This window comes from Streptomyces sp. MNU76, from assembly GCF_020982545.1.
Lineage (GTDB): Bacteria > Actinomycetota > Actinomycetes > Streptomycetales > Streptomycetaceae > Streptomyces.
Window position 1 is genome coordinate 617,557 of the sequence record NZ_JAJKLK010000019.1, and the last position, 13,161, is coordinate 630,717.

The 13,161-nt window shown below is 70.0% G+C and carries 15 protein-coding genes and 2 pseudogenes; 9 read left to right on the forward strand and 8 right to left on the reverse strand.

Annotation, left to right across the window (positions count from 1 at the left end; genetic code table 11):
- Positions 1 to 25: 25 nt before the first annotated feature.
- From E4N62_RS29245 to E4N62_RS29275, 7 genes and pseudogenes are all read right to left on the reverse strand, one after another.
- On the reverse strand, positions 26 to 622 hold the full coding sequence (locus E4N62_RS29245; protein WP_230219440.1) for an HD domain-containing protein: 597 nt from the start codon (positions 620 to 622) through the stop codon (positions 26 to 28).
- A gap of 207 nt (positions 623 to 829) precedes the next feature.
- Positions 830 to 1,216, reverse strand: coding sequence for a GntR family transcriptional regulator (locus E4N62_RS29250; protein ID WP_184904889.1), 387 nt, complete (start codon positions 1,214 to 1,216; stop codon positions 830 to 832).
- Positions 1,209 to 2,003 (reverse strand): hypothetical protein, encoded by a 795-nt coding sequence (locus tag E4N62_RS29255; RefSeq protein ID WP_230219442.1) that lies wholly within the window; start codon positions 2,001 to 2,003, stop codon positions 1,209 to 1,211. The genes E4N62_RS29250 and E4N62_RS29255 overlap by 8 nt, the downstream gene beginning before the upstream one ends.
- A 136-nt stretch (positions 2,004 to 2,139) precedes the next feature.
- A complete protein-coding gene (locus E4N62_RS29260) occupies positions 2,140 to 3,117 on the reverse strand; it encodes an isopenicillin N synthase family oxygenase (protein ID WP_230219444.1) in 978 nt (325 codons plus the stop codon).
- A 25-nt stretch (positions 3,118 to 3,142) separates the two neighbouring features.
- Entirely contained in the window at positions 3,143 to 3,613 is a 471-nt protein-coding gene (locus E4N62_RS29265; protein ID WP_230219445.1) for a nucleoside deaminase, read from the reverse strand.
- A gap of 48 nt (positions 3,614 to 3,661) precedes the next feature.
- Positions 3,662 to 4,066 (reverse strand): annotated as a pseudogene (locus tag E4N62_RS29270) (gas vesicle protein K).
- A 91-nt stretch (positions 4,067 to 4,157) separates the two neighbouring features.
- On the reverse strand, positions 4,158 to 4,604 hold the full coding sequence (locus E4N62_RS29275; RefSeq protein WP_230219446.1) for a PLD nuclease N-terminal domain-containing protein: 447 nt from the start codon (positions 4,602 to 4,604) through the stop codon (positions 4,158 to 4,160).
- Between the two features lie 95 nt (positions 4,605 to 4,699).
- Here E4N62_RS29275 and E4N62_RS29280 point away from each other — a divergent pair, with 95 nt between their 5' ends.
- Genes E4N62_RS29280 through E4N62_RS29290 form a run of 3 tightly spaced genes read left to right on the forward strand, consistent with a single transcriptional unit; the run spans position 4,700 to position 7,679 of the window.
- Complete coding sequence (locus E4N62_RS29280) at positions 4,700 to 6,157, forward strand: menaquinone biosynthesis decarboxylase (protein ID WP_230219447.1); 1,458 nt, start codon at positions 4,700 to 4,702, stop codon at positions 6,155 to 6,157.
- Complete coding sequence (mqnP, locus tag E4N62_RS29285) at positions 6,154 to 7,059, forward strand: menaquinone biosynthesis prenyltransferase MqnP (RefSeq protein WP_230219448.1); 906 nt, start codon at positions 6,154 to 6,156, stop codon at positions 7,057 to 7,059. The genes E4N62_RS29280 and mqnP overlap by 4 nt, the downstream gene beginning before the upstream one ends.
- Before the next feature lie 47 nt (positions 7,060 to 7,106).
- Complete coding sequence (locus E4N62_RS29290; protein WP_230219449.1) at positions 7,107 to 7,679, forward strand: Uma2 family endonuclease; 573 nt, start codon at positions 7,107 to 7,109, stop codon at positions 7,677 to 7,679.
- On the opposite strand, the gene E4N62_RS29295 is transcribed toward E4N62_RS29290, so the two are convergent.
- Positions 7,669 to 8,292, reverse strand: a complete 624-nt coding sequence (locus E4N62_RS29295; protein ID WP_230219450.1) for a rhomboid family intramembrane serine protease — start codon at positions 8,290 to 8,292, stop codon at positions 7,669 to 7,671. The two genes, E4N62_RS29290 and E4N62_RS29295, sit on opposite strands and share 11 nt — an antisense overlap.
- Positions 8,293 to 8,387: 95 nt before the next feature.
- Between E4N62_RS29295 and E4N62_RS29300 the strand changes: the two genes are divergently transcribed.
- The 6 genes and pseudogenes from E4N62_RS29300 (at position 8,388) to E4N62_RS29325 (ending at position 12,865) form a co-directional block, all read left to right on the forward strand.
- Positions 8,388 to 9,089: a UbiX family flavin prenyltransferase gene (locus E4N62_RS29300; RefSeq protein ID WP_230219451.1), complete on the forward strand. Its 702-nt coding sequence runs from the start codon at positions 8,388 to 8,390 to the stop codon at positions 9,087 to 9,089.
- A 117-nt stretch (positions 9,090 to 9,206) separates the two neighbouring features.
- Positions 9,207 to 9,662: an Lrp/AsnC family transcriptional regulator gene (locus E4N62_RS29305; RefSeq protein WP_230219453.1), complete on the forward strand. Its 456-nt coding sequence runs from the start codon at positions 9,207 to 9,209 to the stop codon at positions 9,660 to 9,662.
- Between the two features lie 59 nt (positions 9,663 to 9,721).
- Complete coding sequence (mqnE, locus tag E4N62_RS29310; protein ID WP_184904852.1) at positions 9,722 to 10,885, forward strand: aminofutalosine synthase MqnE; 1,164 nt, start codon at positions 9,722 to 9,724, stop codon at positions 10,883 to 10,885.
- A 182-nt stretch (positions 10,886 to 11,067) separates the two neighbouring features.
- Positions 11,068 to 11,574, forward strand: coding sequence for a GNAT family N-acetyltransferase (locus tag E4N62_RS29315; RefSeq protein ID WP_230220248.1), 507 nt, complete (start codon positions 11,068 to 11,070; stop codon positions 11,572 to 11,574).
- Between the two features lie 99 nt (positions 11,575 to 11,673).
- Positions 11,674 to 11,964 (forward strand): annotated as a pseudogene (locus tag E4N62_RS29320) (DUF4229 domain-containing protein); the annotation flags it as partial.
- 253 nt (positions 11,965 to 12,217) lie between these two features.
- Positions 12,218 to 12,865 carry a TetR/AcrR family transcriptional regulator gene (locus E4N62_RS29325; RefSeq protein WP_184904846.1) on the forward strand — a complete coding sequence of 216 codons (648 nt, stop codon included), beginning with the start codon at positions 12,218 to 12,220 and terminating at the stop codon, positions 12,863 to 12,865.
- Positions 12,866 to 13,161 lie beyond the last annotated feature (296 nt).

Genomic DNA, 13,161 nt, shown 5'->3' on the forward strand with positions numbered 1-13,161 from the left:
GCTGTCTGACACGACGCTGCCGACCTCAGGCCTGCGCGTGGCCGTATCGCGCCCTGGCTGAGGTCAGGTCGGGTTCGCCGAACCGGGTGCGCAGAAGATCGAATGCGTGGACCTTGTCCGCGCCGAACTTCTCCACGTGCGCGGCATAGGAGTCGGCGGTGAGGAACGTAGGGGGTGTCGTCTTGCTGTGGAACTTGTCCGCGTACATGACCAGTTGCTCTTCGATGGTCTCGGCCAGATAGTCGGCCTCGGGTATGGCGAGCTTCTGTTCGCGGATGTCGTGCCGGGTAAGACCGACTCCCGTGTGGCAGGAGCAGAAGCGGCGCAGGCGCTCCGGGAAGCCCTCCTCCTGGAGGATCTCGTGGCCGAGGACGCCATGGCGGATGTAGTGGCGGTGATCGAGCCGACCGGCCTGGTCGTACAGCCGGTAGACGCCGATGTCGTGGAGCAGGGCGCCGACACGGACGAGGTCGGCGTCGAGGGGGAGGTCTGTCTGTGCCACAAGCTGTTCGGCGATGCCGCAGACGATTTCGCAGTGGGTGAAGACGAGGTCCAGCGCCTCATGCGAGGGCGCGTACCGCTCGTGCAGCGCGCGTACCTCATGGACCGTCGGAAGGATCACTCCGGCAGCGTACCTTCCCACCCACAAGCGATCGGCCGCCGCAGCGGCTGACCCCAAAAGCCGACACACCGGACTCACCCTCTACCAGATCCTCGACGCCCTCCAAGACCTGCTGAACTGCTGGACCGGCACCTGCAACACCTGCCACCAACCCCGGCCCAGAAGGGCCACACCAAGACCAAGACAGACCTAACGGAGTCCTACTGGTCAGGGCCGGTCCGGGCCCAGGGCGTCGCGGACGGCGGTCAGGATGGCTTCGGTGTCGGCGCCCAGGGCGCGGGCGGAGGCCGTGAAGTCGCGGGCCAGGGTGGCCAGTTGGTGGGCGTGCGGGCGGGTCGGTCCGGTCCGTGGCGCCGCCACGCGGGTGCCCGCGCCACGGCGGGTGCGGATCAGCTCGGCGGCCTCCAGCGCGCGGTAGGCGCGGGCCACGGTGCCCGGCGCCAGACCGAGGTCGGTGGCCAACTGGCGCACGGTCGGCAGCCGTTCGCCCTCGGCCAGGCGGCCGGTGACGATCAGCGCGGCGAGCTGCGCCCGGATCTGCTCGTACGGCGGGACCTGGCTGGTGGTGTCGACGCGGACGGCGGGGTCACTCATCGTCGGGTGCCCCGTTCTCGGCGCTCTCGTTCTCGACCGCGCGGGGCGCGACCACGGTGACCAGCGACCAGACGACCGTGAAGAGGTTCAGCAGGGCCAGGGGGTAGAAGACCCAGAAGGTGATCGCGCCCAGCGTGCCGGCGCAGCCGGTCTCCGTCAGCGCGACGGAGATCATCAGGACGGCGTACAGCTGCTGGCTCGACACCAGCAGGCCCCAGGCCCCGGTGACCGCCCACGCGCGGTCACGGCGCTGCTGTTCCCCGCCCGGCCCGTGCGCGATGTGGCGCAGGGCCCAGATGCAGGTGGGGGTGGCTATGGCGAGCGCGCCGAACATCGGGAGGCTGTAGTACAGGCCGGGCCACGGGCCGAGGGTGGCGCGCATCCCGTTGCAGGTGATGTCGACGACCTTGCCGGTGATGAACATCCGGTCGCCGTCCACGGACGCCGTGGCGCCTGTGATCACGAGCAGGACGACGAGGGAGAGACCCTGGAGGACGATCAGAGGACCCATGCGCGGTGGCACATGGTCTCTGACCAGGCGCGGGGCGAGACTCGCGGTGCGTACGGCCTCCTGGGGGCGCAGGGTCAGGGCGTCGGCGAGGAGGACACCGGCCACCGCGCACAGGCCGAAGGCCGTGAGGCAGAACACCACGCGCTGCTCGAACTCGATGTGCCCGAGCGTGGACAGCGCCTGCGCGACGACCAGGCCGACGGCCAGGCCGGACCAGCGGGCGTAGTGGTCGGCGTGGTCGAGGAGCCGGTCCTGGAGCGGGGCGGTGTCGAGCATGGAGAGATCCCCCCGGATCATCTTGTATCAAGCAGTGAGTACAAGATGCCGTGGCCGGGATCTTGTGTCAAACACTCGATACAAGGTGACGCGGGGGAAGACGGGATGCGGGGCGTTCGGGTTCCCCCAGGGGAGGTCAGTCGACGGTGATCGAGTCCAGTTGCGCCCGCAGGTACACGTGCGAGTCCACCGGCGGGTACGCCACCCGTCCGACCGGCGCGGGGACGGACTCCACGATCGTGCCGGGCGTGCACTCGCCGAAGTAGACCAGCGACATCAGCTCCTCGGCGGGCTCGTCGGCCGGGGGCGGCAGGACGCGGTGGCGCCCGGAACGCCAGCGGTCACCGGTCCAACGGGCCATCAGGTCACCGATGTTGATCGTGAAGGCGGCCGGGTCGTACGGGGCGTCCTCCCAGCCGCCCTCGTCCGTGTACACCTGGAGCCCGCCCTTCCCGGCCTGCCGGTCGAGGATGGTCACCGTGCCGAAGTCGGTGTGCGGGCCGATCCTGAACTGGCCCGGCACGGGGTCGCCGATGACGTCCGTCCCCGGGTACCAGTTGATGTTGAAGCCGTAGGTGGGGTGGCTCATATGGCGGGAGAAGAAGTCCGGCTCCAGCCCGAGGGCCTCCCCGAGGAGGGAGAGCAGCAGGTTCTCCAGCTCGCCCATCCGCGCCAGGTACTCCTCGCAGAGCTCCCGCAGCTCCGGCACCTCCGCAGGCCACACGTTCGGCGCGTACCACTCCGCGTTCACGACCGGGTCGTCGAACGGCTCGTGTGTCGCGAACGTCAGCGACTCCTTGAGGTCCGGCGGGGTCTCCGTACCCTCGGCGTACCCGTTCGCCTCGGCCCCGGGCCCGAGCCAGCCGCGCCCGCCGACCTTCACCTCGTACGCCTGCTTGGCCTCGGCGGGCAGGACGAAGAATCTGCGGGCGGCCTCCCGGATACGCGTCCGGAGCGCCGGGTCGACCCCATGGCCGGTGACGAGCAGGAAACCGGCGCTCTGGAGCGCCTCGTCGACGGTCCGGGCGATCCTGGCGCGGTCCTCGGGGCCGCCGTCGAGCCAGGGGCGCAGGTCGATGGTGGGGACACGGGGCGGCCTACTGTCCGGCGTCACTGATGTCTCCGGCGTCGCTGATGTCTTAGGCGTCACTCGCGTCACTCGGATCACCGATGTCCTCGTTCCATAGAGCCGGGTGGTGCTCGACGAAGTCCCGCATCAGGGCCACGCACTCCGGGTCGTCCAGTACCAGGACCTCCACGCCGTGCTCGGCGAGCCAGTCGTGGCCGCCGTGGAAGGTGGTGGCCTCCCCGACCACCACCCGCGAGATCCCGAACTGTCGCACCAGGCCGGAGCAGTACCAGCACGGCGAGAGCGTCGTCACCATCGTCGTACCGTGGTACGTCCGCTGCCGCCCCGCCGCGCGGAACGCCGCCGTCTCGGCGTGCGTGGACGGATCGCCGTCCTGGACGCGGCGGTTGTGCCCGCGCCCGAGCAGGCGGCCGTCCGGCCCGTACAGCGCGGCCCCGATCGGGATGCCGCCCTCGGCCAGCCCCGCCCGCGCCTCCTCGACGGCGGTGGCGAGCCATGCGCGTGCCTGGTTCTGGTTCATGACCTCACTCTGCCCGCGACGGGCGGCGCTCACGTGCGCGACGCGGGATCAGGGCGGCGGGAGGAGGGTGCCCAGGGGGCCGAGGTCGAGGTTGAGGTCGTCGAGGGTGAGGTCGTAGCGGTCGCAGAGTTCCGTCATACGCTCGTGCAGGACCATCAGGGTCATGCCGAGGCGCTCCTCCTGCTCCTCGGTCAGCCCGCCCTGGTCGACGCGGTGCAGGGCCTAGCGCTCCATCAGCTGGCGGAGCAGTTCGACGATGGTGAGGACAAGACGGACGAGGTCCCGCTCGACCGTGTCGGGGTCGGTGCGCAAGCGGCGCGCCACGGCTTCGCCCCGGGCCGGGGGCGGCGGGGCGACCTCCTCCGGCCGGGCGGGCAGCAGGGAGAACGCGCGGGACGCGGCCGCGGACACCTCGCGGAGGCGGTCGATGTGAGGGCAGGCCGCCGCGGTCAGGCAGGGGGCTTCCCAGACCCGCAGCGTCGACGTCCGCACGCCGAGCAACGCCGCGACTTCGCCGATCGGCTCACCGCTCACCGCTGCCGCGTTACGCCTCGTCGCTGTCCTTCCGGTCCCGCGTCTCGCCCTTCTCGCCGACCTCGCCACTCCCGTCCTTCGCGCCGCCCTCCCGCTCCTGCCGCTTCAGTTCCTCCTCGCGGCGGCGCAGGTCGGCCTCCCAGCTCTTGAGCAGCGACTCGTCCTTCTTGTTGTCCTCGGCGAGCGACTTCAGAAACTCGGGGTTGTCGTCGGGCGCGACGTACTGCGTGCGGTGGTTGCGGCGCCACTCGGAGGGCGTGCGCCCGCCGGCCGACGGGTTGCGGAGCTTGCCCGCGGCGAGCCAGGCGATCGGGCCGACGATCCAGAAGAGCAGGATGATGAAGACCCACGCGATCTTCGGCAGGTGCTTCGCCTCGTCCTCCGGGGTGTTGAGGCAGTCGATGAACGCGTAGATGGTCAGCGCCAACGGCACGAGGTACATCAACAGCCTGAGCATTGCAACGGCCCCCTGGAAGCGGTGGAAGTGACATCGGGACCGTGCTCGGGGCCCCGTGACGGGGCCAGGGTAGCCCCTCGGGGATACTGGACCCCATGGCTTACGACGATCTTCGCTCCCTGCTCCGCGCACTGGAGCGCGAGGGCGATCTCAAGCGCATCAAGGCCGAAGTCGACCCCTACCTGGAGGTCGGGGAGATCGTCGACCGGGTCAACAAGGCCGGCGGCCCCGCCCTGCTCTTCGAGAACGTGAAGGGCTCCTCGATGCCCCTCGCGATGAACGTCTTCGGCACCGACCGCCGCCTGCTGAAGGCTCTCGGCCTGAAGTCGTACGGCGAGATCAGCGAGAAGATCGGCGGCCTGCTCAAGCCCGAACTGCCCCAGGGCTTCGTGGGCGTGCGCGAGGCGTTCGGCAAGCTCGGCGCGATGGCGCACGTTCCGCCGAAGAAGGTGAAGGCGGACAGCGCGCCCGTCCAGGAGGTGGTCCTCCAGGGCGACGACGTGGACCTGGACCTGCTCCCGGCCCTCTTCACCTGGCCCAAGGACGGCGGCTCCTTCTTCAACCTGGGCCTCACCCACACCAAGCACCCCGAGACCGGCGTGCGCAACCTCGGCCTGTACCGCCTCCAGCGGCACGACAAGCGCACCATCGGCATGCACTGGCAGATCCACAAGGACAGCCGCAACCACTACCAGGTGGCCGCCAAGCGCGGTGAACGCCTGCCGGTCGCCATCGCCTTCGGCTGCCCGCCCGCCGTGACCTACGCCTCCACCGCCCCGCTCCCCGGCGACATCGACGAGTACCTGTTCGCCGGGTTCGTCGCGGGCAAGCGGATCGAGATGGTCGACTGCAAGACGGTGCCGCTGCAGGTGCCGGCGAACGCCGAGGTCGTGATCGAGGGCTGGCTGGAGCCCGGCGAGATGCTCCCCGAGGGCCCGTTCGGCGACCACACCGGCTTCTACACCCCGCAGGAACCGTTCCCCGCGCTGAAGATCGACTGTGTGACGATGCGGAAGCGGCCGTTGCTCCAGTCGATCGTGGTCGGTCGGCCGCCGACCGAGGACGGACCGCTGGGACGGGCGACGGAACGCTTCTTCCTCCCGCTCCTCAAGATCATCGTCCCGGACATCGTGGACTACCACCTCCCCGAGGCGGGCGGCTTCCACAACTGCGCGATCATCTCGATCGACAAGAAGTACCCCAAGCACGCGCAGAAGGTCATGCACGCGATCTGGGGCGCCCACATGATGTCCCTGACCAAACTGATCGTGGTGGTCGACTCCGACTGCGACGTGCACGACCTGCACGAGGTGGCCTGGCGGGCGCTGGGCAACACGGACTACTCCCGCGACCTGTCGATCGTCGAGGGTCCGGTGGACCATCTGGACCACGCCTCCTACCAGCAGTTCTGGGGCGGCAAGGCCGGCATCGACGCCACCAGGAAGTGGATCGAGGAGGGCTACACCCGGGACGGCGGCTGGCCCGACATGGTCGAGTCCGACCCGGCCACGGCGGCGCTCGTCGACCGCCGCTGGAAGGAGTACGGCCTGTGACCAGCGCGTCGGCGGCCCTTCCGCGGCAACCGGGCCGCACCAAGGCCTTCCTCCGCCTCGTGATGATCGAACACTCGATCTTCGCGCTGCCCTTCGCGTACATCGCCGCGCTCACGGCCATGTTCCGGCTGGACGGCAACATCCACTGGGTCCGGCTGCTCCTGGTCACCATCTGCATGGTGGGCCTGCGCACGTTCGCGATGGCGGTCAACCGGATCATCGACCGCGAGATCGACGCGCGGAACCCGCGCACGGCGCACCGCGAGCTGGTGACCGGCGCGATGTCGGTCAAGCACGCGTGGACCGGCGCCCTGATCGCGGTCGTGATCTTCCTCGGCTCGGCGGCGCTGCTGAATCCGCTCTGCCTCGCGCTGGCCCCCGTCGCCGTGATCCCGATGGTGGTCTACCCGTACGGCAAACGCTTCACGAACTACCCGCAGGCCATCCTCGGTCTCGCCCAGGCCATGGGCCCGGTCGGCGGCTGGCTCGCCATCACGGGGGAGTGGTCCTGGGAGGCGGTCGTCCTCGGCCTGGCCGTCGGCGTCTGGATCGGCGGCTTCGACCTCATCTACGCCTGCCAGGACGTCGACTCCGACCGCGAGTCCGGCGTGCTGTCGGTCCCGGCCCGCTTCGGCATCCCGGCGGCGATCTGGGCGGCACGGGTCTGCCACGCGCTGACCACGGCCCTCTTCGTCTGGTACGCGATCCTCACCGACGCGGGCGCGTTCCTGTGGCTGGGACTGGCGATCGTCGCGGGCGCGTTCGTCTACGAGCACACGATCGTGCGCCCGCACGACCTGTCCCGCCTGAACCGCGCGTTCTTCTCCGTCAACGGGTTCATCGGCATTGCCCTGTTCGTGTGCGCCTTGCTCGATCTTCTGGTTCGCGGTCTGACCCTCTGATTACGGTGCGGCCCATCGTCGCGGGTCAGGACCCAAGGGAGGCCGGGATGACAGTCTCGGACACGGACCGTATGCACGCGCAGCTCAGCAGGCTGGAGGACATGTTCCCCGGCTATCTGACGGAGATCGTCGAGGGCAGCATGATGCTGAGCCCGGTCAGGCCGTTCCACGGGCAGACCGTCCTGGGGGTGTGGACGAGCCTGGAGGAGCAGCTTGCGCCGGACTGGGCGCTGGTCAGCGATGTGGCGTTCCCCTTCGACGACGCCAACGAGTTCTGCCCGGACCTCGCGGCCATCCCGGTGGAGGCGGAGGCGGAGAACCACAGCGCGTACCCCGCCGACCTGATCGGGTTCGTGGCCGAAGTGGTGTCGCCGGAAAGCATCCGCCGTGACTACGAGATCAAGCCTCGCCGGTACGCCTCCCAGGGCATCAGCCACTACGTGATCCTGGACCCCCTCAAGGGCCATGCTGTCACGATGTGGAACCCCGGCCCCGACGGCTACCAGGGCCGCGACACCCTTCCCTACGGCCCTGACCTGACCCTCGACACCCCGCTCGGCAAGCTCACCATCGCCACCGGTCGGCTCCCCGTGGACCCGAAGGCGCGCGCTACGCGGTGAGGTCCGCGCGGGGTGATCGCCGCCGGAACACGAACGCCGCCACCACGCCCGTCACCAGCCCGATCAGATGGCCCTGCCAGCTGATCCCGGTCGCGTTCGGGGCGATGCCGCCGAGGATCGCGCCGCCCCAGACGGCCGCCACCAGGACACCCACCGCGGCCCCCAGCAGCCGGCGCTCGACGAAGCCGGTGACGACGAGGAACCCGAAGAGCCCGAAGACGACGCCGGAGGCACCGGCGGTGTTGGTGTTGTCCGGGGATATCAGCCAGACCCCCAGCCCGTCCGCGACGATGATCAGCGCACAGACGGCGGCGAAGCGGCGCAGTCCGCCCAGCGCCGCGAGGAACCCCAGCACCAGCAGCGGCACGCTGTTCGCCGCGACATGGCCGAAGCCGAAGTGGATGAACGAGGCGGGCACCACGTCGACCAGCTCGGGCACCGCACGCGGCACGATCCCGAAGTCGTCCAGGGCGTGGCCGGTCGCCACGTCGACGACCTCCAGGATCCACAGCAGCGCGACCCAGCCCACCATCAGCTTGGCCGCCGCCTTCGCACGGTCCCCGCGCGACCACTGCCGCTCGGGCCCCAGCGTCCCGCGCACTCCGCCTGCCATGTCGAACCCCCGTCCCGACCTCACCCGTCCTTCGTGGAAACGGCCGGGCCCCCTTGGCCGGTTCCCACCGCGCGGCGCCGGATAGGCTCGGTGTCGTGAACCCAGTCAAGCCAGGGAAGACGCCGCGTACGCCTTGGATCGTAGGGGTGTCCGGCGCATCCGGCACCCCATACGCCGCAGCCGTGCTGCGCGCGCTCCTCGCCGCGGGCGAGAGTGTCGACCTCGTGGTGTCCCGGGCCTCACGGCTGACCCTGCTCGACGAGACGGGCATCGCCTTCCGGGACGCACACTGGCACGGCGACCTGCGGGAATGGCTGTCCCGTGGCGTGGACGGCAAGCCCGGCACGTTCACCGTGGACCTCGACGGCGACCACGGCGACCGGGTCCGGTACTGGAACCCCGGCGACCTGGCAGCCGGACCGTCCTCGGGCTCGTACCCCGTCAAGGGGATGCTGATCGTCCCCGCGTCGACGGCGTGCGTCGCGGGCGTGGCCCTCGGACTCTCCAAGGACCTGCTGCAACGGGCGGCGAGCGTCACCCTCAAGGAGGGCCGTCGGCTCGTGGTCGCCGTACGCGAGACCCCGTTGAACGGGCAGACCCTGCGGCACCTGGTGACCCTGGACGAGGCGGGCGCGACCGTACTGCCCGCGTCGCCGGCGTTCTACGCCGGGGCCACGCACATCCAGGACCTGGTGGACTTCGTCGCCGGACGGGCGCTGGACGCGGCGGGCGTCCCGCACACCCTGTACCGGCGCTGGGAGGGCGAGGTCGGCCGGGCACGCGAGTCCCACAGGTGACCTCACCCGCACCGCTCTCGTCTCGTCGTACATGGTCGTGCATGGTCGTACATGACTGAGCATCACCGAACACCCATCACCCACAACGCAATTCTTAGGCGGAAGGCAACCGATCGCATGGACGCGGTGGACAGGCAGCTCATCCAGGCCCTGAGGGAGAACGGCCGGGCCTCCTACGCGGAGCTGGGACGCCTCGTCGGACTGTCGGGACCCAGTGTCACCGACCGCATCAACCGGCTGGAGGCGGCCGGCGTCATCACCGGCTATCGCGCCACCGTGAACGCGGCCTCCCTCGGCCTCGGTGTGACCGCGCTCATCGGCATCTCGCTCTCCGACGCCGCCGACCACGAGGACGTGGCGGACCGGCTGCGGGATCTGGCCGAGATCGAGGACTGCTGGTTCATCGCGGGCGACGACTCGTACATGCTCAAGGTGCGCGCCCCCGACGTCGACGGTCTGGAGAAGACCATCCGCCGGCTCTCCGGCACCAAGGGCGTCTCCCGCACCCGTACGACGATCATCCTCTCCACGAAGTGGGAGAACCGGGTGGGAGAGCTGCCGGAGGAGGAGTAGGGCGGTGGGCGTACGGTGGGTGAGGTCGTAGAGGCGGTTGATCGGTGAAGGGTGTGGGCATGGACGTCGGGCTCAAGCGCGAGCTGGAGGAGAAGGTCCGCTCCGGTGAGCGGCTGACCCGCGAGGACGGCATCGCGCTGTACGAGTCGGACGACCTGGCCTGGCTGGGCGGTCTGGCGCACGAGGTGCGGACACGGAAGAACGGCGATGTCGTCCACTTCAACGTCAACCGCCACCTCAACATGACCAACGTGTGCACCGCCTCCTGCGCGTACTGCTCGTTCCAGCGCAAGCCGGGGGAGAAGGACGCGTACACGATGCGCATCGAGGAGGCGGTGAAGCTCGCCAAGGCGATGGAGGGTGAGAACCTCACCGAACTGCACATCGTGAACGGCCTGCACCCGAACCTCCCGTGGCGCTACTACCCGCGCTCGCTGAAGGAGCTGAAGGCCGCCCTCCCGAACGTCTCGCTGAAGGCCTTCACGGCCACGGAGATCCACCACTTCGAGACGATCAGCGGTCTGACGGCGTCGGAGATCCTGGACGAACTGATCGACGCGGGCCTCGAGTCGTTGACGGGCGGCGGCGCGGAGATCTTCGACTGGGAGGTCCGCCGGCACATCGTGGACCACCGCACCCACTGGGAGGACTGGTCGCGGATCCACCGCCTGGCGCACGAGAAGGGGCTCAAGACCCCGTGCACCATGCTGTACGGCCACATCGAGGAGCCCCGCCACCGGGTCGACCACGTCCTGCGCCTGCGTGAACTCCAGGACGAGACGAACGGCTTCCAGGTCTTCATCCCGCTGCGCTACCAGCACGACTTCGTGGACGTGAAGGACGGCAAGGTCCGCAACAGGCTGCAGGCCCGTACCCAGATGGCGACCGGCGCGGAGGCGCTGAAGACCTTCGCGGTCTCCCGCCTGCTCTTCGACAACGTCCCCCACGTCAAGGTCTTCTGGGTCATGCACGGCGTCCAGACCGCGCAACTGGCGCTCCAGCACGGCGCGGACGACATGGACGGCTCGGTCGTCGAGTACAAGATCACCCACGATGCGGACAACTACGGCACGCCGAACAAGCTGACCCGCGAGGACCTGCTGGACCTCATCCGCGACGCGGGCTTCCGCCCCGTGGAACGCAACACGAGGTACGAGATCATCCGCGAGTACGAGGGCCCGGACCCGGCACGCCGGGAGTCCCCGCAGCCGATGCGGGTCTGAGGGGGCCGGCTTTTTGGCTGCGGGTGGGTGGGGCTTCTCGCGCAGTTCCCACCGGACGGACGCCTGGGGTCGAAGGGGCGCAGCCCCTGAAGGATGGGACGGGTAGGGGCGGCGAGGGCGAGAACCCTCTTGAGGCGAGCCTCACGTAATGACTACGGTCACCCCATGCCCTTACGTTCCACCTGGACCCACCCCTCACCCCCACCCTCCACGACGGTATCCTCACCCTCTGGACAGCCGTCACCAACACCGGCGGAGCCGTCGGCTTCGTCCCCCCGACCACCCGCGAAGCGATCCGCCCGGAACTCCGCAAACACCTCACCGCCATGGCGGAGGGCAGACACCGCCTCCTCCTCGGCCTCGACGACACCGGCATCCCCGCGGCCACCGCCTTCTTCAGCTTCAACACCCACCGCCTGATGACCCACTGGGTCTGGCTCTACACGGTGATGGTCCACCCCTCCCACCAGGGCAAGGGCTACGGCCGCGACCTCATGAGGGCGGCCGAGACCGCGGCCCGCGACTTCGACGGCATAGACGCCATCCGCCTCACCTGCCGAGGCGGCCTCGGCCTGGAGCACTTCTACGCCTCCTGCGGCTACAAAGAGGTCGGCCGGGTCCCCGGCGCCATACGGGTCGCCCCCGACGACCACCGCGACGACATCACGATGCTGCTGCCCCTGACGTGAGCCGGGCCAACACCCCCGTGCAAGATCGCCCCCCGATCGTGCTTCACTGGACGACGGTCTTCGAAAACGTCCGGAACGGAAACGGAAGAGTGGATTGAGATGCTCCGCTACACACTGATGCGCCTCGGTATCTTCGTGGGCTGCTTCGTGGTCGTCTGGGCCCTCGTCTACTCCGGCGTCGCCCCGCGCGGCCTCGGCGCGTCCAACGGCATGTGGATGGTCGTCCTCGCGCTCCTGGTCTCCGCGCCGATCAGCTTCGTCGCCCTCCGCAAGGAGCGCGACCGCGCCTCCGAGCAGATCGCCCCCCGCCTCGACCGCTCCATCGGCCGCGTCAAGTCCAACCTCGCGGCCAACCGCAGCCAGGAGGACGAGGCCGACGACGCGGCCCGGACCCCGAGCGCGGAGGCCTCCGCCGAGACCACGGCCGAGGCCGACACGGCTGCCGGGGCCGACGAGGCCCGCGAGGCCGATGACACGGCCGCCGCCGTCCAGTCGGGCTCCGGCAAGGCCTCGTAGCGGCTTCGTAGAGGCTACGCAGGCCGTACGCGGACCGTCCGGCGGGAGCGTCCGCCGGTCCGCGAAAAGGGATCAACCGCCCGACGCCCAGGTCCCTCCCCGGCGTCGGAACCGTACGCTTGCCCGCATGGGTGCGGTGAAGAGCAAACGGATGCCTCGTGCGGTGCGGGAACAGCAAATGCTGGACGCGGCGGTGCGGACGTTCGGGCAGCGGGGGTACCGGGCGGCCTCGATGGACGAGATCGCCGAACTGGCGGGCGTGTCCAAGCCGTTGGTGTACCTGTACCTGAACTCCAAGGAAGACCTCTTCACGGCCTGCATCCGCCGCGAGGCCAAGGCGCTCACCACGGCCGTACGGGCGGGTGTGGACCCCGAACTGCCCGCCGACCGCCAACTCTGGGACGGGCTGGGCGCATTCTTCACGCACACCGCGCGCAACCCCGACGCCTGGGCCGTGCTGCACCTCCAGGCCCGTACGCACGGGGAGCCGTTCGCCGCCGAAGTGGCGGCGATGCGGGAGGAGATGGTCGCGTTCGTGACCGGGCTGATCCTGGTCGCTGCGCGGGAGGCGCGTCGGGACCCGTCCCTGCCGGAGCGGGAGGTCGCCGGTCTCGCCGAGGGCCTCGTCGGCGCTGCCGAGGCCCTCGCCGCCTGGGCCAACGCCACGCCCGGCATCACCGCACGCCAGGCCGCCACGACGCTGATGAACTTCGCGTGGGCGGGCCTGGGAGACCTGATGGAGGGGCGTCCGTGGACACCGCCGGCTGTGGTGTGAGAGGGGAGGCGGGGCGCGTTTCGGGTGCGGCCCGGTGGGGCTTCTCGCGCAGTTCCTCGCGCCCCTGAAAAGCAGGGCTGCGCCCCATGCTTTCACTCCAGCGGCACCCTCGTTCTCCCGACCCCGGTGGCGGTCCCAGGCCCGCAGGGCCTGGGCATTTAGGGGCGCGGGGAACTGCGCGAGAAGCCCCACCGGACCCGCACCCGGCCACGCCCCTCGCCCGCCCCTCGCCCGCCCCCACGCCTACCCCCACGCCCACCCACCCGCTCAGCCCACCAGCGGATACACCTGCCCCC